The sequence below is a fragment of the Pseudomonas sp. SD17-1 genome (assembly GCF_029201585.1).
Lineage (GTDB): Bacteria > Pseudomonadota > Gammaproteobacteria > Pseudomonadales > Pseudomonadaceae > Aquipseudomonas > Aquipseudomonas palmensis.
This window is the reverse complement of record NZ_CP104044.1, coordinates 1,344,158-1,363,987: the sequence shown is the minus strand read 5'-3', so window position 1 is coordinate 1,363,987 and position 19,830 is coordinate 1,344,158. Positions and strand designations below refer to the sequence as shown.

General features: G+C 65.9%; 18 protein-coding genes. 8 read left to right on the top strand and 10 right to left on the bottom strand.

What is annotated here, in order from left to right:
• Nucleotides 1–157 precede the first annotated feature (157 nt).
• From plsB to N0B28_RS06045, 3 genes are read left to right on the top strand one after another with little or no spacing between them, the layout of a single operon-like run.
• Nucleotides 158–2,653 (top strand): glycerol-3-phosphate 1-O-acyltransferase PlsB, encoded by a 2,496-nt coding sequence (plsB, locus tag N0B28_RS06055; protein ID WP_043863237.1) that lies wholly within the window; start codon nt 158–160, stop codon nt 2,651–2,653.
• A gap of 13 nt (nt 2,654–2,666) precedes the next feature.
• Nucleotides 2,667–3,065: a YbaY family lipoprotein gene (locus N0B28_RS06050; RefSeq protein ID WP_043863236.1), complete on the top strand. Its 399-nt coding sequence runs from the start codon at nt 2,667–2,669 to the stop codon at nt 3,063–3,065.
• A 32-nt stretch (nt 3,066–3,097) separates the two neighbouring features.
• Nucleotides 3,098–3,787, top strand: coding sequence for a DUF4197 domain-containing protein (locus tag N0B28_RS06045; protein WP_043863235.1), 690 nt, complete (start codon nt 3,098–3,100; stop codon nt 3,785–3,787).
• 78 nt (nt 3,788–3,865) lie between these two features.
• Here the strand turns inward: N0B28_RS06045 and N0B28_RS06040 are convergent, their stop codons facing one another.
• Nucleotides 3,866–6,931, bottom strand: coding sequence for an efflux RND transporter permease subunit (locus N0B28_RS06040; protein WP_043863234.1), 3,066 nt, complete (start codon nt 6,929–6,931; stop codon nt 3,866–3,868).
• A gap of 6 nt (nt 6,932–6,937) precedes the next feature.
• Complete coding sequence (locus N0B28_RS06035) at nt 6,938–8,038, bottom strand: efflux RND transporter periplasmic adaptor subunit (RefSeq protein ID WP_275730894.1); 1,101 nt, start codon at nt 8,036–8,038, stop codon at nt 6,938–6,940.
• A gap of 280 nt (nt 8,039–8,318) precedes the next feature.
• Here N0B28_RS06035 and N0B28_RS06030 point away from each other — a divergent pair, with 280 nt between their 5' ends.
• Nucleotides 8,319–8,954: a TetR/AcrR family transcriptional regulator gene (locus N0B28_RS06030; RefSeq protein ID WP_043863232.1), complete on the top strand. Its 636-nt coding sequence runs from the start codon at nt 8,319–8,321 to the stop codon at nt 8,952–8,954.
• Here N0B28_RS06030 and N0B28_RS06025 read toward each other — a convergent pair whose 3' ends face one another.
• On the bottom strand, nt 8,955–9,734 hold the full coding sequence (locus N0B28_RS06025) for a class I SAM-dependent methyltransferase (RefSeq protein ID WP_275730890.1): 780 nt from the start codon (nt 9,732–9,734) through the stop codon (nt 8,955–8,957).
• Between the two features lie 99 nt (nt 9,735–9,833).
• Here N0B28_RS06025 and N0B28_RS06020 point away from each other — a divergent pair, with 99 nt between their 5' ends.
• Nucleotides 9,834–10,454 (top strand): hypothetical protein, encoded by a 621-nt coding sequence (locus N0B28_RS06020; protein ID WP_043863230.1) that lies wholly within the window; start codon nt 9,834–9,836, stop codon nt 10,452–10,454.
• On the opposite strand, the gene N0B28_RS06015 is transcribed toward N0B28_RS06020, so the two are convergent.
• The 7 genes from N0B28_RS06015 to ppc form a co-directional block, all read right to left on the bottom strand.
• A complete protein-coding gene (locus N0B28_RS06015) occupies nt 10,451–11,140 on the bottom strand; it encodes an extensin family protein (RefSeq protein ID WP_104571834.1) in 690 nt (229 codons plus the stop codon). The two genes, N0B28_RS06020 and N0B28_RS06015, sit on opposite strands and share 4 nt — an antisense overlap.
• A gap of 2 nt (nt 11,141–11,142) precedes the next feature.
• On the bottom strand, nt 11,143–11,973 hold the full coding sequence (locus N0B28_RS06010; RefSeq protein WP_043863228.1) for an isocitrate lyase/phosphoenolpyruvate mutase family protein: 831 nt from the start codon (nt 11,971–11,973) through the stop codon (nt 11,143–11,145).
• 33 nt (nt 11,974–12,006) lie between these two features.
• Nucleotides 12,007–12,870 (bottom strand): DUF72 domain-containing protein, encoded by an 864-nt coding sequence (locus N0B28_RS06005; protein ID WP_104571835.1) that lies wholly within the window; start codon nt 12,868–12,870, stop codon nt 12,007–12,009.
• 3 nt (nt 12,871–12,873) lie between these two features.
• Entirely contained in the window at nt 12,874–13,167 is a 294-nt protein-coding gene (locus N0B28_RS06000) for a hypothetical protein (RefSeq protein WP_043863226.1), read from the bottom strand.
• Between the two features lie 127 nt (nt 13,168–13,294).
• On the bottom strand, nt 13,295–13,969 hold the full coding sequence (gene tsaB / locus N0B28_RS05995) for a tRNA (adenosine(37)-N6)-threonylcarbamoyltransferase complex dimerization subunit type 1 TsaB (protein WP_043863225.1): 675 nt from the start codon (nt 13,967–13,969) through the stop codon (nt 13,295–13,297).
• Nucleotides 13,970–14,057: 88 nt separating this feature from the next.
• Nucleotides 14,058–14,708 (bottom strand): adenylate kinase, encoded by a 651-nt coding sequence (adk, locus tag N0B28_RS05990; RefSeq protein ID WP_043863224.1) that lies wholly within the window; start codon nt 14,706–14,708, stop codon nt 14,058–14,060.
• 267 nt (nt 14,709–14,975) lie between these two features.
• A complete protein-coding gene (gene ppc / locus N0B28_RS05985; protein ID WP_116053049.1) occupies nt 14,976–17,603 on the bottom strand; it encodes a phosphoenolpyruvate carboxylase in 2,628 nt (875 codons plus the stop codon).
• A 144-nt stretch (nt 17,604–17,747) separates the two neighbouring features.
• Here ppc and N0B28_RS05980 point away from each other — a divergent pair, with 144 nt between their 5' ends.
• The 3 genes from N0B28_RS05980 (at nt 17,748) to N0B28_RS05970 (ending at nt 19,720) form a co-directional block, all read left to right on the top strand.
• On the top strand, nt 17,748–18,092 hold the full coding sequence (locus N0B28_RS05980) for a pilin assembly protein (protein ID WP_116053046.1): 345 nt from the start codon (nt 17,748–17,750) through the stop codon (nt 18,090–18,092).
• A gap of 373 nt (nt 18,093–18,465) precedes the next feature.
• Nucleotides 18,466–18,879: a DUF4398 domain-containing protein gene (locus N0B28_RS05975; protein ID WP_043863221.1), complete on the top strand. Its 414-nt coding sequence runs from the start codon at nt 18,466–18,468 to the stop codon at nt 18,877–18,879.
• Between the two features lie 52 nt (nt 18,880–18,931).
• The gene (locus tag N0B28_RS05970) at nt 18,932–19,720 is read left to right on the top strand and encodes an OmpA family protein (RefSeq protein ID WP_043863220.1); all 789 of its coding nucleotides are present in this window, start codon (nt 18,932–18,934) and stop codon (nt 19,718–19,720) included.
• Nucleotides 19,721–19,830 lie beyond the last annotated feature (110 nt).

The window sequence follows — 19,830 nt, the reverse complement described above, 5'->3', positions numbered from 1 at the left end:
CGCCGCTTGCGGATTTGTCCTGCAAGTGGCGGACCGACTATAACGCAGCCATTCAACAATTTTCATGACCGGGGCGCTTTTTGCTGAACTTGCGCGGATACGGCACACTAACCTACTGAGCATCTGCTCGAATCCCATTACCCAGGGCACCTACCGAATGACCCGTTCCCCCTTGCGCCGCCTGATCTTCGGCGCCCTGCGCCGACTGCTGTACCTGTGGGTGCGCTCCGAAACCATCAACCAGTCATCCTTCTCGCTGAACCTGGACCGCAGCCGTCCGGTGTTCTACGTGCTGCAATCACCCGCGCTCACCGATCTGGCCGTGCTCGACCGCGAATGCACCAAAGCCGGGCTTCCGCGCCCGGTGCTGCCCGTGGCGGTAGGCCCGATGATGGAGCCGGCGGCGTTCTTCTACCTGACCCCCGAACCCGACTGGCTGGGCCGCCACGACAAGCGCGGCGCACCGCCGACGCTGACGCGCCTGGTCAACCTGGTCAGCCAGCACGCCGAACAGGACGCGCAGATCATTCCGGTCAGCGTGTTCTGGGGCCAGTCGCCGGCCAGCGAATCGAGCCCGTGGAAGCTGCTGTTCGCCGACAGCTGGGCCGTCACCGGGCGCCTGCGCCGGCTGCTCACCGTGCTGATCCTGGGGCGCAAGACCCGCGTGCAGTTTTCCGCGCCGATCCATCTGCGTGAGCTGGTCGAGCACAACAAGGGCCACGAACGCACCGTGCGCATGGCCCAGCGCCTGCTGCGGGTGCATTTTCGCAACCTCAAGACCGCCGTCATCGGCCCCGACATCTCGCACCGGCGCAACCTGGTCAAGGGCCTGATCCACGACCCGCTGGTACGCCAGGCCATCAGCGACGAGGCCCAGCGCGAGAACATCCCGCTGGCCAAGGCCGAGGCTCAGGCCCTGCGCTATGGCAACGAGATCGCCTCGGACTACACCTACACCGCCATCCGCTTCCTCGAAGTGGTGCTGAGCTGGTTCTGGAACAAGATCTACGACGGCATCAAGGTCAACCATATCGAACAGGTGCAAGGTATCGCGCCGGGGCACGAGGTGATCTACGTGCCCTGCCATCGCAGCCACATCGACTACCTGCTGCTGTCGTACCTGCTGTTTCGCAACGGCCTGACGCCGCCGCACATCGCCGCCGGCATCAACCTCAACATGCCGGTGATCGGCAGCCTGCTGCGCCGCGGCGGTGCGTTCTTCATGCGCCGCACCTTCAAGGGCAACCCGCTGTACACCGCGGTGTTCAACGAGTACCTGCACACCCTGTTCACCAAGGGCTTCCCGGTGGAGTACTTCGTCGAGGGCGGGCGCTCGCGCACCGGGCGCATGCTGCAGCCCAAGACCGGCATGCTGGCGATCACCCTGCGCAGTTTTCTGCGCTCCTCGCGCACCCCGATCGTGTTCGTGCCGGTGTACATCGGCTACGAGCGCGTGCTCGAAGGCCGCACCTACCTGGGCGAGCTGCGCGGGGCGAGCAAGAAGAAGGAATCGATCTTCGACATCTTCAAGGTCATCGGCGCGCTCAAGCAGCGCTTCGGCCAGGTGGCCGTGAACTTCGGCGAGCCGATCCGCCTGGCCAGCTTCCTCGACCAGCAGCAACCGGGCTGGCGCGAACAGGACCACAGCCCGCAGTTCCGACCGGCCTGGCTCAACGAAACCACCTCGCGCCTGGGCGAGAAGGTCGCGCAGCACCTGAACGAGGCCGCCGCGATCAACCCGGTCAACCTGGTGGCCCTGGCGCTGCTGTCCACCAGCCGCCTGGCCCTGGACGAACGCGCCCTGGCGCGGGTACTGGACCTGTACCTGGCGCTGCTGCGCCAGGTGCCCTACTCGGCCCATACCACCCTGCCCGAAGGCGACGGCCTGGCGCTGATCGGCCACGTGCGCGGCATGGACCTGCTGGCCGAGCAGCAGGACGCGCTGGGGCGCATCCTGTACCTGGATGAAAACAACGCGGTACTGATGACCTACTACCGCAACAATGTACTGCACATCTTCGCCCTGCCGGCGCTGCTGGCAAGCTTCTTCCAGAGCAGCTCGCGCATCAGCCGCGAACTGATCGGCCGCTACACCCACGCGCTGTACCCGTATCTGCAGTCGGAGCTGTTCATCCGCTGGGATGCCCAGGAGCTCGACGGGGTGATCGACCAGTGGCTGGAGGCATTCGTCGAACAGGGCCTGCTGCGTTTCGAGAACGGCGTGTACCTGCGCCCGGCCCCGAGTTCGCGCCAGTTCGTGCTGCTGACCCTGCTGGCGCGGGCCATCACCCAGACCCTGCAGCGCTTCTACATGGCCACCGCGCTGCTGCTCAACAGCGGCCAGCACACCCTCAGCGCCGAAGAGCTGGAAGACCTGTGCGTGGTCATGGCCCAGCGCCTGTCGATCCTGCATGGCCTGAACGCCCCGGAATTCTTCGACAAGAGCCTGTTCCGCCACTTCATCCAGACCCAGATCGAACAGGGCGTGCTGCGCCCGGATGCGGCGGGCAAGCTCGGCTACCATGAAAAACTCAGCGAGCTGGCCGAAGGCGCCGCCAAGCGCGTGCTGTCGGCCGAGGTGCGCCTGTCGATCCGCCAGGTGGCCTTGCAGCGCAGCGACGAAACCACCGAACACACCGAGCAACAAGTCTGAACAGGAGTACACGATGAAGAAATTGACCCTGGCTGTGCTGGGCAGCCTGCTGGCCGCCTGCAGCAGCACCCCGTCACCCTCGAAGGCCAGCCTGGACGGCGAGGTGTTCTACCTGCAGCGCATCGCCCTGCCACCGGCAGCCACCCTGAGCGTCAGCCTGCAGGACGTGTCGCTGGCCGATGCGCCAGCTGTCACCCTGGCCAACCAGAGCGGCCCGGTAAAAGGCCAGGTGCCCCTGCCGTTTCACCTGAGCTACGACCCGGCACAGGTCAAGCCGGGCCACCGCTATGCCGTGAGCGCGCGCATCGAGCTGGACGGCAAGCTGCTGTTCATCAACACCGAACACCACGGCGTGCAGCTGGACGGTAGCGACGCCCAGCCTGTACGAATCAAGGTCGACGCCGTTCGCTGATCCCCTTTTTGCCTTTGGATAAGGATGCTGCCATGTTCCGCCCTGCTCTTACCTTTACCGGCCTGTGTGCCGGCCTGCTGTTGTCGGCCAGTGCGCTGGCCCTGTCACTCGGCGACCTGTCGCAGAAGGACGCCACCGGCGGCCTCAAGGATGCCCTGACCCAGGGTGCGCAGATTGCCGTCAAGCAACTGGGCACCCCAGGCGGCTTCAGCAACAACCCGGACGTGCGCATCGAGCTGCCGGGCAACCTGGGCAAGGCTGCCAAGGCCATGAAGAAATTCGGCATGGGCGCCGAGGTCGACCAGCTCGAAGCCAGCATGAACAAGGCGGCCGAGGCGGCAGTACCGCAGGCCCAGGCGTTGCTGGTGGATGCGGTCAAGAAGATGAGCGTAGCCGACGCCAAGGGTATTCTCAGCGGTGGCAACGATTCGGCCACCCAGTACCTGAACAAGACCAGCCGCGAGCAGATCCGTGCCAAGTTCCTGCCCATCGTCAAGCAGGCCACCGACCAGGTCGGCCTGGCCAAGCAGTACAACAGCTTTGCCGGGCAGGCCTCGTCGCTGGGCCTGCTGGACAGCAAGAACGCCAACGTCGAGGGTTATGTGACCGAGCAGGCGCTGGATGGCCTGTTCGAGATGATCGGCAAGCAGGAAGCGACGATCCGCCAGAACCCGGCGGCCGCGGCTACCAGCCTGGCCAAGAAGGTCTTCGGCGCCCTCTAGGGCCCTTCGCCGGCAAGGCCGGCTCCTACAGGATGCGCAGTGCCCCCGTAGGAGCCGGCCTTGCCGGCGAACGCCTTCTCAGGGCTTGCGCACCTTGAACCACGCCGCATACAGCGCCGGCAGGAACAGCAGCGTCAACGCCGTGGCCACGATCAGCCCGCCCATGATCGCCACCGCCATCGGCCCGAAGAACACGCTGCGCGACAGCGGAATCATCGCCAGCACCGCCGCCAGCGCGGTCAGCACGATCGGCCGGAAGCGCCGCACCGTGGCCTCGATGATCGCCTGCCAACGGTCCAGCCCGGCCGCGATGTCCTGCTCGATCTGGTCCACCAGAATCACCGAGTTGCGCATGATCATCCCCGACAGCGCAATGGTGCCCAGCATCGCCACGAAGCCGAACGGCTGGCGGAACACCATCAGGAACAGCACCACCCCGATCAGCCCCAATGGCGCGGTGAGGAACACCATCACCGTGCGCGAGAAGCTGCGCAACTGCACCATCAGCAAGCTCAACACCACCACGATGAACAATGGCACCCCGGCATTCACCGAGTTCTGCCCGCGGGTCGAATCCTCCACCGTACCGCCCACTTCCAGCAGGTAGCCATCCGGCAGCTCGGCACGCACCGGCTCCAGGGTCGGCAGTATCTGCTTGACCAGGGTCGCCGGCTGCTCCTTGCCATAGATGTCGGCACGTACCGTCACCGTCGGCAGGCGATTACGGTGCCAGATGATGCCTTCCTCGAAGCCGTACTCCAGCGTCGCCACCTGCGACAGCGCAACGCTGCGCCCATTCTCGGTGGGCACCGCCAGGCTCGACAGGTTGGTCAGCTCGGTGCGTTCCTGGCGCGTGCCGCGCAGCAGGATCTCGATCAGCTCGTTGTCTTCGCGGAACTGGCTGACCGACGAACCGGTCAGCGAGCTTTGCAGGAACTTGGCCAGGTGCGCGGTGCTGATCCCCAGGGCCCGGGCACGGTCCTGGTCGATACTCAGGTAGATCACCTTGCTCGGCTCTTCCCAGTCCAGGTGCACGTTCACCACATGCGGGTTCTCGCGCACCCGGGCCGCCACCTTGCGCGCCAGTGCACGCACCTCCTCGATGTGCTCGCCGGTGACCCGGAACTGCACCGGGTAGCCCACGGGCGGGCCGTTTTCCAGGCGTGTGACCCGCGAACGCAGGTCCGGGAACTGCTCGTTCAGGGTCTCGATCAGCCAGCTGCGCAGCGCCTCGCGCTCCTCGATGGTCTTGGCCAGCACCACGAACTGGGCGAAGCTGGTCGCCGGCAACTGCTGGTCCAGGGGCAGGTAGAAGCGCGGCGAGCCGGTGCCCACGTAGGCCACATAGTTGTCGATGCCGGCGCGCTCCTTGAGCAGGGCCTCCAGGCGCGTGACCTGCTCGGCGGTGTTGCTCAGAGAGGCGCCCTCGGCCAGCTTCAGGTCGACCATCAGCTCCAGCCGTCCGGAGGCCGGGAAGAACTGCTGGGGCACGAAGCGAAACGACAGCACGCTGAGCACGAACAGGCCCAGGGTCGCCACGATCACCGTCTTGCGGTGCGCCACGCACCAGCCCACCAGCCGCCGTACACGCTGGTAGAACGGCGTGCCATAGGGGTCGGTGGCGCCATCGGTGGTGCCGTGCTTGGCCGCGTGCAGCTTGGCCAGGTCTGGCAGCAGCCGCTCGCCCAGGTACGGCACGAACACCACGGCGGCGATCCACGAGGCAATCAGGGCAATGGTCACCACCTGGAAGATCGAGCGGGTGTACTCGCCCGTGCCCGACTGCGCCGTGGCAATCGGCAGAAAGCCCGCCGCGGTGATCAGGGTGCCGGTGAGCATCGGGAAGGCGGTGCTGGTCCAGGCGTAGCTGGCGGCCTTGAAGCGATCGAAGCCCTGCTCCATCTTGATCGCCATCATCTCCACCGCAATGATCGCGTCATCCACCAACAGCCCCAGCGCCAGCACCAGCGCCCCCAGGGAAATCTTGTGCAGGCCGATCCCGAGGTAATACATCGCGGCAAACGTCATCGCCAGCACCAGCGGAATCGCCAGCGCCACCACCAGGCCGGTGCGCATGCCCAGCGAGAAGAAGCTCACCAGCAGCACGATGGCCAGTGCTTCCACCAGCACCTGCACGAACTCGCCTACGCCGGTTTTCACGGCGGCCGGCTGGTCGGACACCTTGCGCAGCTGCATGCCGGCCGGCAGATTGGCCGAGATACGGGCAAACTCGACCTCAAGGGCCTTGCCCAGCACCAGGATGTCACCACCGGCCTTCATCGATACCGCCAGGCCGATGGCGTCTTCGCCCATGAAGCGCATGCGTGGCGCGGGCGGATCGTTGAAACCGCGGCGCACATCGGCCACATCGCTGATACGGAAGGTGCGCTCGCCCACCCGGATGGGGAACTGCTCGATCTGCTCCACCGTCTCGAAACGCCCGCTCACGCGCAGTTGCAGGCGCTCGCTGGGGGTTTCGAAAAAGCCTGCGGTGGTCACCGCATTCTGTTCTTCCAGCGCCTGCTGCACGGCTTCAAGCGGCAGGCCCAGGGTCGCCAGCTTGAGGTTCGACAGCTCGATCCAGATCTTCTCGTCCTGCAGGCCGAGCAGCTCGACCTTGCCCACATCCTTTACCCGTTGCAGCTGGATCTGCACGCGGTCGGCGTAGTCCTTGAGCACCGCGTAGTCGAAGCCTTCACCGGTCAGTGCATAGATATTGCCGAAGGTGGTGCCGAACTCGTCGTTGAAGAACGGCCCCTGGATACCCGGCGGCAAGGTGTGGCGAATGTCCGCGACCTTCTTGCGGATCTGGTACCACAGCTCGGGAACATCCTTGGAATGCATCGAGTCGCGGGCCATGAAAGTGACCTGGGACTCACCAGGGCGCGAGAACGAGACGATCTTCTCGTACTCGCCCGTCTCCATCAGCTTCTTCTCGATGCGTTCGGTGACCTGGCGCGAGACTTCCTCGGCGCTCGCCCCCGGCCAGTTGGTCTTGATCACCATGGCCTTGAAGGTGAACGGCGGGTCTTCGCTCTGGCCCAGCTTGGTATACGAAAGCGTGCCGACCAGGGCCAGCAGCACCATCAGGAACAGCACGATCTGGCGATTGCGCAGCGCCCAGGCGGAAAGGTTGAAACCCATCGGGACTTACTCCTTGGCCGCCAGATTCACCACGCGATTGGACCGGTCCACCGGTCGTATCTGCTGCCCCTCGTGCAGCACATGGCCGCCAGCCGCCACCACCCAATCGGTGGGCTTGAGGCCTTCGAGCACCGGCACGCTGGCCTGGCCGTAGGCGCCAACCCGCACCACGGTGCGCTTGAGCGTATTGTCAGGCTCCACCCGCCACACGTAGGTCTGGCCGTTCTCGGCGCTCAGGGCCGACATCGGCACCGCCAGCGGCACCTGCTCGGCGTGCTGGATGAACACCCGTGCGCTCTGCCCCAGTTCTGCGGGCACCTTGCCGGCCGCGAACGCGATGCGCGCAGCGAAGGTACGTGACCGCGGGTCGGCGGCCGGCGACAGCTCGCGGATGCGACCCTCGAAGCGCGTATCCGGTTGCGACCACAGCTCCACCGACACCGGCTGGCCGACCTTGAAGCGGCCGAAGTTCTGCTCCGGCAGGCTGATCAGCACCTCGCGCTCGCCATCGGCGGCCAGGGTGAACACGGTCTGCCCGGCAGCCACCACCTGGCCCACCTCGACCTGACGCTTGGCCACCACCCCGTCCTGTGGCGCGCGCAGCACCGAATAGCCGGCCTGGTTGCCGGCCACATCGAATTCGGCGCGCACCTGGTTGGCTCGCGCCAGGCCTGCGCGGTACAGGTTTTCGGCGTTGTCGAACTGCGAGCGGCTGACCATCTGGCGCTCCAGCAGGGTCTGGTAGCGGTCGCGCTCGGCCTTGACCAGGCTCAGGTTGGCCTGGGCCGCCGCCATCTGCGCGCGGCTGGCCTCCAGCTGCAGGCGCACGTCCTGCGGGTCGAGCTCGGCCAATGGCTGGTCGGCCTTGACCCGCTGGCCCTCCTCCACCAGGCGCTTGCTGACCTTGCCGGGAATACGAAACGCCAACTCCGGCTCGAGCCGGGCGCGCACTTCGCCGGGATAGCTGTCGACCGCCGCCGTGGACAGCTGCGGCTGCACCACCATGGCCGGGCGCAGGGTGCTTGGCGGGGGACTCTCCTGCCCGCAGCCGCTCAGCAGCAAGGCAAGGGTAAGCGGGAATGCAAGGGGCAAGGCATGGCGCAACATGATCGAGAACCTTCCGTGAGTAGCGCATCTAATATTTATACCGGCGGGTATAGTAAATCAGCGCAACGGCGCCGGGAAGCGATTGTCGGACAGAAATTTCAGGGTCGTCGCACGCACCGAACTGACACCTGGACCTGCCGCCTGGGCCCTCCGTGGAGCCGAAAAAGCCACTTCCACCCGCCATCACTGGCGCTGATAGGCGTTCAAAGCGCAGATTGCAGCCCCCTGGCGGCGACCACGGTGTACCCTGTACCCCTTAACGAACCTGTACGTGTCATTCATGCCAAACGAAACCAGCGCCCCCAACGGCCCCGGCCGGCCCAAGGACCTCGCCAAGCGCCAGGCCATCCTCGAGGCGGCCAAAGCCCTGTTTCTCACCCACGGTTACGCCAACACCAGCATGGATGCGGTCGCGAATGCGGCAGGGGTTTCGAAACTGACGGTCTACAGCCACTTCAACGACAAGGAGACACTGTTCTCCTCGGCGATCGTGGCCACCTGCACGGCCCAGTTGCCCGAACTGTTCTTCGAACTGACCGAAGGCACGTCGGTGGAGCAGGTCCTGCTGAACATCGGGCGCGGCTTCCAGGCGCTGATCAACAGCGATCAATCGGTCAAGCTCAGCCGCCTGATCATGGCCCTGGGCACCCAGGACCCCAAGCTCAGCCAGATCTTCTTCGAAGCCGGCCCGTTGCGCGTGCTGCGCGAGATGGAAGCACTGCTGCAGCGCGTCGACCAGCATGGCCTGCTGCGTATCGAGCAGCCGGCCAGGGCGGCCGAGCACTTCTTCTGCCTGCTCAAGGGGGCGCCGAACTATCGCCTGCTGCTCGGCTACTCCCCGGCGCTGGACGCCGAGGCTGCCGAGGCACATGTGCAGGACGTGGTGGCGGTGTTTTTGCGGGCCTACCGCCCCTAGTCAGGGCTTGAGGGCTTTCTTGGGGTAGATGTCGTAGCGGCTCGACTTGCCTTCCAGGCTATGGCTGGGCTTGGGCCCGTCGATGATCGGCGCCTTGCGCGGGCGCTTGACCACCACCCGGTGGATGGCCAGGGCCAGGGCGGCCTCCAGCAGTGCCGGTGCATCCAGGTCATCGCCCACCAGCGGGCGGAATACGCGCATCTCCTTTTTCACCAGGGCGCTCTTGTCGCGGTGCGGGAACATCGGATCGAGGTAGATCACCTGCGGCGGTTCGCCCTGCCAGTCGCGCATGCGCTCGATGGAGTTGCCTGCCAGCAGCTGCATGCGGGCCACGATGGGGCCCACCTCGGCATCCGCTGCCGCACGCGCCAGGCCATCCTCGAGCAGCGCCGCCACCAGCGGCTGGCGCTCGATCAGTTGCATCTGGCAGCCCAGGCTGGCCAGCACGAAGGCGTCCTTGCCCAGCCCTGCCGTGGCATCCAGCACCCGTGGGCGCACGCCCTGGGCGATGCCGACCGCCTTGGCGATCATCTGCCCGCTGCCCCCGCCGAACACCCGACGATGGGCCGCCGCGCCCTCGACGAAATCCACCCGCACCGGGCCCGGTGCCTGCGGGCCCAACTGCTGGATCTGCAGGCCGGTCTCGCCCACCTGCACGGCAAAGGCCGCCGACGCATCCTGCAGCGGCAAGCCCAGGCGCACCGCCCAGTGCTCGGCCTGTGCCTGATACTCGGCAGCCAACGCCTCGACCCGGATACCGCCGTCCGCCAGTTGCTCCACCGCTCACCTTCCCCACACAAAAAAATTAAATGATTGCCGGCCTGTGCCGATAACCGCAGTAATCGCTATTTTGCCAGACCCGGACAGCCTTCGACTGCCATGTCAGACATTCTTCAGCTCCCTTCCGGTTATTTGTCGCCCGTCGGCGACTTTGCCCGGCACAACACCCAGACCCTCGGCGGCGTCAGCCACCTGTGGCAGGACTTCTTTGCCCAGGCGTTGGCAGAGCAGCAGGGTGAAGGTGCGCAGGAAGGTCAGCTGGCGGTCCCCGAGGTCGACACCGTCACCGGCGAACCGATTGCCGGCAGCCAGACCCTGGCGCAGATCCACAGCCAGCGCCTGTGCGACGTGCACGACACCATCGTCGCCCCGCCCGAGCCGCTGTTCCTGCCGATTGCCGAATTCGAACTGGACCTGCTGGACAAGCCTGCGCCGCCATTCAGCGCGCTGGAACTGGTAGAGCAGCAGCGCCAGCTGGACATCAGCAACAACTGGGTGCGCCCGGTGGTGATGAGCCAGGGTCATCCGCTGCCGCAGCCAGGCCCGGCGCCGCAACCCTACCCGCTGCACCTGCCGATCGCGGAGCTGGAAGCCAGCCTGCTCGACCCGGCGCCGGAGCCGTTCGACCAGGCCACGCTGCTCAAGCAGCAGTCGGAGCTGGAGTTCGACCTCAGCTGGGCCCGTCCGGTGGTACTGAACAACGTGCGCATCGCCGCCTAACGGCAGATCTGCCAGAAGCCCATATCCAGGTGGAAGTGGTTGCGGTGGGCAGCGTTGTAGTCAGGCCCCAGCACCGTGTTGAAACTGTCGCAGCCGCCAGCCTGCACCTCGCGTAGAAACTTCGCCTTCACCCCCTCACCCGGCCAGTCGCGCAGCACCTCGATGCGCTGCCCATCGGCCAGCCTGAACCCGGCGATGTCGAGCGCATTGGCGCTGGCATGCTGGCTGCGCCGCCCTTCCTTGCGCCCGTACATATTGCGACAGGCAAAACTGCCCAGGTGATCGACCTGCACCACCGCCTGGCCGAATGCACGCTGCGCGGCCGGTTGCAGGCCGTGGCGCTCGAACAGCGCGAAGGCCACCGCCACCGGGCAACTGGCCAGAAAACTGCTGCTCAGGCGCACGCCCGAGCCCTGCACCCGCACCACGTTGTGCAGCGGGCAGGCCACATCTGGCGCGCTGTCGGCCTGCTTGCTGTAGCGCAGCGTCGAGGTGGCCAGGGCCTGTTCGCAAAGCCTGGGGTCATCCTGCAGGCGGCTCAGCTTGTAGGGGGTCAGCAGGTTCGGGGGCGCCTTGACGTCCAGCACCGCCCACGGGTTCCAGGCAGCCGGCAGGCGCCAGCCCTGTTGCCAGGCCACCAACCCCGCAGCCATCGCTATCACCAGGAAAATGCCCACTCCCCGCATGATCAGCGCCTGAACAACTGGTTGAGCTGGTCGAACGGCAGCGCCTGTTCGGCATAGTCGAAGCGGCCCTGCTGCTGGATCCGTTCGGCGGCGTGGAAGAACGCGCCGTAGGCCGCACGCGCCAGCGACGAGCCGACGCTGATGCGCTTGACCCCGAGCGCCTGCAGGTCGCTTACGCTCAGGTCCACCCCGCTCAGCCCCATCAGCACGTTGACCGGCCTGGGCGCCACGGCCTGCACCACCTGGCGAATCTCCTCGGCGCTGCGCAAGCCCGGCGCGTACAGCACATCGGCACCGGCCTCGGCAAAGGCCTGCAGGCGCTTGATGGTGTCGTCCAGGTCCAGGCGCCCGTGCAGCAGGTTTTCGGCGCGGGCACACAGGGTGAACGGGAACTCCAGGCTGCGCGCCGCCGCAACGGCTGCCTCGACGCGCTCCACTGCCTGATGAAAGCCATAGATCGGCTCTTGCGGGTTGCCGCTGGCATCCTCGATGGAGCCGCCTACAAGCCCCACAGCGGCGGCCTGCAGGATGGCCTCGGCGCAGCCCTTGGGCGTATCGCTGAAGCCGTTCTCGAGGTCTGCAGCCACCGGCAGAGCGGTGGCATCGACGATGCTGCGCGCGTTGCCCAGGGTTTCCTCCAGGCTCATGGCGCCTTCGGCATCGGGGCGCCCCAGCGAGAACGCCAGGCCGGCGCTGGTGGTGGCCAGCGCCTCGAAGCCGAGGCTGGCCAGCAGCTTGGCCGAGCCTGCATCCCAGGGGTTGGGGATGACAAAGGCGCCATCACGTTCATGCAGCGCCTTGAAGGCTTCGGCACGCAGGGTTTGCACATCCATGATCACAACTCCAGAGCAGGCGGTACGGGGCGGTCAGAGCAGGCCAAGCTGCTCGGCTGCGGGCGCCCTGTGCAGTTCAGGCAAGGCCGGCAAGCCGGGCAGGCGCTCCATCAGGCCCTGATGAAAACGCTGCGCCAGCGCGGCTGCCAGGCGGTTGTCGGCAGTATGCAGGAAAACGTACGGGGTGCGCCCCTCCTCGATCCAGGCCGCGACCTTGTCCAGCCACGGCAGCAGAAACGGCTCGTTGGCCGCCAGTTCCGGGTGGCCGATGAAGCGCACCTGCGGGCTCTGGCTGAAGGCGGCAGGGCGTGGCGGCACCCGCGGTTTCTTGGACTGGGCATGCAGCACGCCCGGATCGCGCGAGGTGCAACTGAACAGGGCACGCGGGTCCAGGCAGATGCGTTCGACGCCGCGATCGAGCAACAGCCGATTGAGCAGACGTTCCTCCTCACCCTTGGCGAAGAAGGCCTTGTTGCGCACCTCCACCGCCAGCGGCACGTCCACCTCGTCGATGAACGCCACCAGCTCGCCCAGGCGTGCCGGACCGAAGCTGGCAGGCAGCTGCAACCAGTAGGGCGCCACACGGGCGCCCAGCGGCTTGAGCAGGTTGATGAAGGTTTGCGCGGCCACGCATTGCTGACGCAGGTCGTCTGCATGACTGATGTCGCCGGGGAACTTGGCGGTGAAGCGAAAGTGCGCGGGCATGATCTGCGCCCAGCGTTCCAGGGTGGCGGGCGCGGGGCGCGCATAGAAGGTGGTGTTGCCCTCCACCGCATTGAACACCTGGCAGTAGAGGCCGAGAAAGTCGCTGGGTCTGGCGTCGGCGGGGTACAGGTACTCGCGCCAGGCGTTTTCACTCCAGGACGGGCAACCGAGAAAGTAAGGTAAAGGCGTCATGCCTCAAATGTACAGGTCCAACCCCAGCACTTCCATCTCCCAGTCCACGAAGCCGGCAGTGGTCAGGTAGCTGGCCAGGGCCTGGGCGGTGCGCTTGTTGCGCGCCCGCGGGAAGATCATGTCCTGCTGGCGCACCGGCAGGCCGCTGCGGCTGGCGCCGCCTGCAGCACCTGATGGCGACGGCTGCGCCTCGAACTCGCCCGGCAGGTCTTCGTCCACGTCCTCTTCGCGCACCGGCGGCTTGCGCAGCGGGCGCTTGATCGGATAGGACTGGGAAGAGAAGCCGTCGACACGCATGAACGATTACTCAGGAGCAATGATGGCAATTTAGCGGCACCTGAGAGACTTCGCAAATGCCCGACTGATAACTGGACCACATATCGAGCAAAAGGTTTATGCGCAACGGCGATAGACGACCAGCGGTTTACCGCGCCTTGGGCGTGGCCACCTTGTCGCGCAGGTACACCGGTTGGGCGAGATCGGGCGCAATACCTTCGCCCCGGTCCCAGGCGAACCGCGCCAGGGTCAGCAGGTCGAGGGCGTGGGGCAGCATGCCGGCGTCCTGGCCACTGACGGCCACCGGCAGGCGCTCGGCGTAGCCCCAGCCGGTACCGGCACCGAACCAGTCGCCGGCCGCGCCCGGCGGCAGGCTGACCTGTTCGGGGGCCAGCACCGCCTCGCTGCCCAGCAGGCGCATTTCGCCGGCCTGCTGCTGGTAGCAGCCCCAGTACACCTCGTCCATGCGCGCATCGATCGCCGCCGCCACCTGCTCTGCGCCGTGCTCGCGCAACGCGCGCTGGGCCAGCAGCGCCAGGTTGGACACCGGCAGCACCGGACGCTCGAGGGCGAACGCCAGGCCCTGCACCACGCCGATGGCGATCCGCACCCCGGTAAAGGCGCCGGGGCCGCGGCCGAAGGCAATCGCATCGACGGCCGACAGGGCGATGCCCGCTTCGGCCAGCATCGTCTGGATCATCGGCAGCAGCTTCTGCGCATGCAGGCGCGGGATCACCTCATAGTGGCTGAGCACCTTGCCGTCATGCAGCAAGGCAACGGAGCAGGCTTCAGTGGCGGTATCCAGGGCCAGCAAGGTGGTCATCGGGGGTTCCAGGGGGCAAGAAAAAAGAACGGCATTATAAACAACAACGGCCCGCAAGCGGGCCGTTGTGTGCACATCCGAGCGGTGATCAGCTCAGAGCGGCCAGCACCTTGGCGGTGATGGCATCGACCGAGCCCACGCCTTCGATGTGGCTGTACTTGGGCTTGCCACCGTTGGCAGCCGACAGCTTCTGGTAGAAGTCCACCAGCGGCTTGGTCTGCTCGTGGTAGACCGACAGGCGATGACGCACGGTTTCTTCGGTGTCGTCCTTGCGCTGGATCAGCGGCTCGCCGGTCTCGTCGTCCTTGCCTTCAACCTTCGGCGGGTTGTAGACCACGTGGTACACGCGACCCGAACCTTCGTGCACGCGGCGGCCGGCGATACGCTGGACGATCTCTTCGTCGGCAACGGCGATCTCGACCACGGCATCCAGCTCGACGCCGGCGCTCACCAGGGCTTCAGCCTGGGGAATGGTGCGCGGGAAACCGTCGAACAGGAAACCCTTGGCGCAGTCGGCCTGAGCGATGCGGTCCTTGACCAGGTTGATGATCAGCTCGTCGGACACCAGCTTGCCGGCGTCCATGATCGCCTTGGCTTCCAGACCCAGCGGGGTGCCGGCCTTGACCGCGGCACGCAGCATGTCGCCGGTGGAAATCTGGGGAATACCGAACTTCTCGGTGATGAACTTTGCCTGAGTACCTTTACCGGCCCCGGGAGCTCCCAGCAGAATTACGCGCATCTTGTGCTCCTCAATTTTTTATAAGCAAATCAATGGATTCGCCACTCAGGGCCAATCCCAAGAATCGGGTGATGACCGCAAATCGGTCAAAAGGCTGCTCAAGATACACAGCGCACCCGGACCACACAAGCGGTCGAAAGTCGGAAAAAAATACTGCGTGAGGCCCGTTCGTGCCCGGGTTGCGCCCGGCGCAACCGGGGGCGAAACCGCTTCGCCCGGGTGCTCGGGGCGCGCGCCGGGCACTGGCGCGCCACCCCTGCCCCGCCCTCAACCGGTGTTGCGCAGACCTGCCGCAATACCCGCCACAGTCACCAGCAGCGCCTGTTCCAAGGGGCTGTCCAGAGCGGCTTCGCGTGCGCGCGAGCGTGCCAGCAGCTCGGCCTGCAATAGATGCAGTGGGTCCAGATAGGTGTTGCGCAGGCGGATGAATTCGAGGGTGTCAGGGCTGTGCGCCAGTAGCACCGGCTGCCCCGTGAGACCCAGCACCACCTGGCACGCCTGCGACAATAGGTCGCGCAGATGGGCACCCAAAGGTCGCAGTTGCGGTTGCACCAGACGTTCGTCGTAGAAGCGCGCGATGTCGGCGTCGGCCTTGGCCAGCACCATCTCGAGCATGTCGATGCGGGTGCGGAAGAACGGCCACTGTTCGCGCATCTCGGCCAGCAGTTCGCCCTGGCCACGGGCCAGCGCGTTGTTCAGCGCCGCCTCCCAGCCCAGCCAGGCGGGCAGCATCAGGCGCGTCTGGGTCCAGCCGAAGATCCACGGGATCGCCCGCAGGCTCTCGATGCCGCCCGCGCGCCGCTTGGCCGGGCGACTGCCCAGTGGCAGGCGGCCGAGTTCCTGTTCCGGGGTGGACTGACGGAAGTACTCGACGAACTCGGGGTTGTCGCGCACCACGCCACGGTAGGCCTTCACGCCGTCGGCGGCCAGCTGGTCCATCAGTTCGCACCAGGCCGGTTGCGGCGGCGGTGGCGGCAGCAGGGTCGCCTCCAGCACCGCAGCCAGGTACAGGTTGAGGTTCTGCTCGGCGATGTCCGGCAGGCCGAACTTGAAGCGGATCATCTCGCCCTGCTCGGTGGTACGGAAGCGCCCCGCCACCGAGCCCGGCGGCTGCGACAGGATCGCCGCATGCGCCGGGCCGCCACCACGCCCCACGGTGCCGCCGCGACCGTGGAACAGCAGCAGTTCGACCTGTTCTTCACGGCAGATGCGCACCAGGGTTTCCTGGGCACGATACTGCGCCCAGGCCGCCGCGGTGGTGCCGGCATCCTTGGCCGAATCGGAATAGCCGATCATCACCTCCTGCGGCCCGTGCAGGCTGGCGCGATAGCCCGGCAGGCCGAGCAGGCGCTCCATCACCGGGCCGGCGTTGTCCAGGTCGGCCAGGGTTTCGAACAGCGGCACCACGCGCATCGGCCGGCGCACGCCGGCTTCCTTGAGCAGCAGTTGCACGGCCAGCACGTCGGAAGCGGCGCCGGCCATCGAGATCACGTAGGAGCCCAGCGAAGCGGCAGGTGCGGCGGCCACCTCGCGGCAGGTGGCGAGCACCTCGGCGGTATCGGCCTGGGGCTTGAAGTCGCCAGGCAGCAGCGGCCGGCGGTTGCTCAGCTCCTGCTGCAGGAAACGGATACGCGCGTCTTCATCCCAGTCGGCGTAGCGCCCCAGGCCCAGGTACTCGGTGATCTCGCTGAGTGCGTCGGCGTGCCGGGCGGCGTCCTGGCGCACGTCCAGGCGCACCAGAAACAGCCCGAAGGTAACGGCCCTGCGCAGGCAGTCGAGCAGCGGGCCATCGGCGATCACGCCCATGCCGCACGCGTGCAGCGATTCGAAGCACAGCAGCAGCGGCTCGAACAGGTCGCGGTTGTCGTGCAGTACCTCGGCGGGGGCCGGCTGCGGGCTGGCCAGCGAGCTCTGGGCCCAGGCCCGCGTCACCCGCAGGCGATCACGCAGTTGCTTGAGCAGGGTGCGGTAAGGCTCGGCCGAATCACCGACCTTGGCACGCAACGCCTCGCTGGCCTGCTGCATCGAAAGTTCGGCGGCCAACGAATCGATGTCGCGCAAAAACAGGTCGGCGGCCATCCAGCGCGCCAGCAGCAGTACTTCGCGGGTGACCTTGGCGGTGACATTGGGGTTGCCGTCACGGTCGCCGCCCATCCACGAGGCGAAGCGGATCGGCGCAGCCTCCAGCGGCAGGCGCAGGCCAGTGGCCTCGTGCAGCGCCTTGTCAGCCTTGCGCAGGTGATGCGGGATGGCGTGCCAGAGCGAGTGCTCGATCACCGCGAAGCCCCATTTGGCTTCGTCCACCGGGGTCGGCCGGGTACGGCGGATCTCTTCGGTGTGCCAGGCCTCGGCGATCAGCCGTTGCAGACGCTGGCGCACCTGGTCGCGTTCGGCGGGGGTCAGGTCGCGGTGGTCCTGGGCGGCCAGTTGCGCGGCGATGGCGTCGTACTTCTGGATCAGCGTACGGCGCGCGACTTCGGTCGGGTGGGCGGTCAGCACCAGCTCGATGCTGAGCTTGCCCAGCTGGCGAGCCAGGGCGTCGTCGCTGTGCCCGGCGGCCTTGAGCCTGGCCAGCAGCTCGGGCAGCACGCGCGACTCGAACGGCGCGGGCTGGTCGGCATCACGACGGCGAATCAGCTGGTACTGCTCGGCGATGTTGGCCAGGTTGAGGAACTGGTTGAAGGCCCGCGCCACCGGCAGCAGTTCGTCTTCGGCAAGATCGTTCAGGGTCGAACTCAGCTGCTCGGCACTGCCGCTGCGGTCGGCCTTGGCGCTGCGACGTATGTCTTCGATCTTTTGCAGAAAGGCTTCGCCGTACTGCTCGCGCACGGTGTCGCCCAACAACTCGCCCAACAGGTGAACATCTTCTCGCAAGCGCACATCGATATCGGTCATCAGCCTTGCCTCCGCATCCTGGGAAAACAGCTCTGGGTCCAGAGTGCCCCGTCGAGGTTGGGCTTTCAAGCCGGGTGGGCGATGCAACCAAACTATGTGCGGTGGCGATGCTCTAACGAACACATCCACCTGTGGGAGGCCACCATGAAGATCCGTGATTTAGCCGAGCATTGGGAACACAGCGCCAAGGGCCCGTTGAGCGCCACCGGCCACGTCCTGCACCTGGACGTCGAAGCGGCGGCGCGCCTGGCGGCGCTGAGCGAAATGTACCCCAAGCGCCGGCCCGAAGAGTTGCTGGGCGAATTGCTCGGCGCGGCGCTGGAGGAGCTTGAGGCGAGCTTTCCGTATGTGAAGGGCCAGCAGGTGATCGCCACCGACGAGGACGACAATCCGCTCTACGAAGACGTCGGCCCCACCCCTCGGTTTCTGGCGTTGTCACGCCGTTACCTGCGCGACATGAGTGAGCGCAAGGACGGGCCGGCGCACTAGTGATCCGCTGGCCGACTGCGGGCTGCGCTGTGGAGCGCCACAGCCCGCAGGCCTCTGCAACGGGCCGTGCAGCCGCCTCGAGAACCCCGCATTCAAGGCCCTTTGATGGCCCGAACCACAAACCCCGTCTATACCCATACAGGCACGCGTACTACGCACGCGCTGCAAAGTTCCCCCGAAAACCTACTGACCGATCAGTCAGATAAAAACACGATAAGGCGAGACTTTTTTCTGAACTATTCAAAAAACGCTTCGGTCACAGCCAATAGCCATTACGGCAAAACCCCTAAGCTACGGGCATATCGTGTTCCCCAGGCTGACGGGCCATGCCGATGGATTGTTACGGAATTCGTTGTTCATCAGGAGTGATCCAATGGAGTTGACCACCATGAAGACCCGCACCGAAAAAACCTCCTTCACCCAACTGCGCGGGCTCAAGCTGGCTGCGCTGGCATTGGGCAGCAGCCTGGTTCTGGCCGGCTGCGCAGGCAATCCGCCAACCGAGCAGTACGCCGTAACGCAGTCAGCGGTGAACTCCGCCGTCAGCGCGGGCGGTACCGAGTTCGCGGCGGTGGAAATGAAGGCGGCTCAGGACAAGCTCAAACAAGCTGAAATCGCCATGCATGACAAGAAGTACGACGAGGCCAAGCGCCTGGCCGAACAGGCCGAATGGGACGCTCGCGTCGCCGAGCGCAAAGCCCAGGCGGCCAAGGCCGAAAAAGCGGTGCAGGACGCCAACCAGGGCGTGCAGGACCTGCGTGAGGAAGGCATGCGCAGCGTGCAGTAAGCCGCTCGCCTCACCGACCCATGCATTCGTAATCGATAAAGGATGACCCACTATGCGTAAACACGTGATGATCCCCGCCCTTCTGGCCTTGAGCGTTGGTCTGGCTGCCTGCTCCACGCCGCCTAACCCGAACCTGGAATCCGCCCGGACCAACTTCTCCGCCCTGCAGAGCAACCCGCAGGCGAGCAAGGTCGCGGCGCTGGAAACCAAGGACGCGCAAGACTGGCTGAACAAGGCCGACCAGGCCTACATGAACAAGGAAGACGAGAAGAAAGTCGACCAGCTCGCCTACCTGACCAACCAGCGCGTGGAAGTGGCCAAGCAGACCATCGCCCTGCGTGACGCCGAGAACAACCTGAAAAGTGCTGCCGCCAAACGCGCCCAGGCCCGCCTGGATGCCCGTGATGCGCAAATCAAGCAGTTGCAGAACAGCCTCAACGCCAAGCAGACCGAACGCGGCACCCTGGTGACCTTCGGCGACGTGCTGTTCGACTTCGACAAGGCCAACCTGAAAAGCAGCGCCCTGCCGAACATCACCACCCTGGCGCAGTTCCTCCAGGAAAACCCTGACCGCAAGGTGATCGTCGAGGGCTACACCGACAGCAAGGGCTCTGCCAGCTACAACCAGTCGCTGTCCGAGCGTCGCGCCAACGCGGTTCGCACCGCACTGGTACGTGCCGGCGTAGACCCATCGCGCATCGTGGCCCAGGGCTACGGCAAGGAGTTCCCGGTGGCTGACAACTCCAGCAACTCGGGCCGTGCGCAGAACCGTCGCGTGGAGGTCACCATCTCCAACGACAACCAGCCGGTAGCGCCACGCTCGGTAAGCAAAGCCTACTGACAGGCTGAGCAACCCGCAGAATCCCGCCTGTTACAGGGCGGGATTTTTTTTGCCTGCCCCTTGCGCAAATAACTACCACCGCCACCTGCCGGGCCTCTGGATCAATGCCA

What these genes read in the sequence shown, in the direction of transcription:
- plsB (WP_043863237.1), top strand. Translation starts at nt 158, where the DNA reads ATGACCCGTTCCCCCTTGCGCCGCCTGATCTTCGGCGCCCTGCGCCGA.
- N0B28_RS06050 (WP_043863236.1), top strand. Translation starts at nt 2,667, where the DNA reads ATGAAGAAATTGACCCTGGCTGTGCTGGGCAGCCTGCTGGCCGCCTGC.
- N0B28_RS06045 (WP_043863235.1), top strand. Translation starts at nt 3,098, where the DNA reads ATGTTCCGCCCTGCTCTTACCTTTACCGGCCTGTGTGCCGGCCTGCTG.
- N0B28_RS06040 (WP_043863234.1), bottom strand. Translation starts at nt 6,931, where the DNA reads ATGGGTTTCAACCTTTCCGCCTGGGCGCTGCGCAATCGCCAGATCGTG.
- N0B28_RS06035 (WP_275730894.1), bottom strand. Translation starts at nt 8,038, where the DNA reads ATGTTGCGCCATGCCTTGCCCCTTGCATTCCCGCTTACCCTTGCCTTG.
- N0B28_RS06030 (WP_043863232.1), top strand. Translation starts at nt 8,319, where the DNA reads ATGCCAAACGAAACCAGCGCCCCCAACGGCCCCGGCCGGCCCAAGGAC.
- N0B28_RS06020 (WP_043863230.1), top strand. Translation starts at nt 9,834, where the DNA reads ATGTCAGACATTCTTCAGCTCCCTTCCGGTTATTTGTCGCCCGTCGGC.
- N0B28_RS06015 (WP_104571834.1), bottom strand. Translation starts at nt 11,140, where the DNA reads ATGCGGGGAGTGGGCATTTTCCTGGTGATAGCGATGGCTGCGGGGTTG.
- N0B28_RS06010 (WP_043863228.1), bottom strand. Translation starts at nt 11,973, where the DNA reads ATGGATGTGCAAACCCTGCGTGCCGAAGCCTTCAAGGCGCTGCATGAA.
- N0B28_RS06005 (WP_104571835.1), bottom strand. Translation starts at nt 12,870, where the DNA reads ATGACGCCTTTACCTTACTTTCTCGGTTGCCCGTCCTGGAGTGAAAAC.
- N0B28_RS06000 (WP_043863226.1), bottom strand. Translation starts at nt 13,167, where the DNA reads ATGCGTGTCGACGGCTTCTCTTCCCAGTCCTATCCGATCAAGCGCCCG.
- tsaB (WP_043863225.1), bottom strand. Translation starts at nt 13,969, where the DNA reads ATGACCACCTTGCTGGCCCTGGATACCGCCACTGAAGCCTGCTCCGTT.
- adk (WP_043863224.1), bottom strand. Translation starts at nt 14,708, where the DNA reads ATGCGCGTAATTCTGCTGGGAGCTCCCGGGGCCGGTAAAGGTACTCAG.
- ppc (WP_116053049.1), bottom strand. Translation starts at nt 17,603, where the DNA reads ATGACCGATATCGATGTGCGCTTGCGAGAAGATGTTCACCTGTTGGGC.
- N0B28_RS05980 (WP_116053046.1), top strand. Translation starts at nt 17,748, where the DNA reads ATGAAGATCCGTGATTTAGCCGAGCATTGGGAACACAGCGCCAAGGGC.
- N0B28_RS05975 (WP_043863221.1), top strand. Translation starts at nt 18,466, where the DNA reads ATGGAGTTGACCACCATGAAGACCCGCACCGAAAAAACCTCCTTCACC.
- N0B28_RS05970 (WP_043863220.1), top strand. Translation starts at nt 18,932, where the DNA reads ATGCGTAAACACGTGATGATCCCCGCCCTTCTGGCCTTGAGCGTTGGT.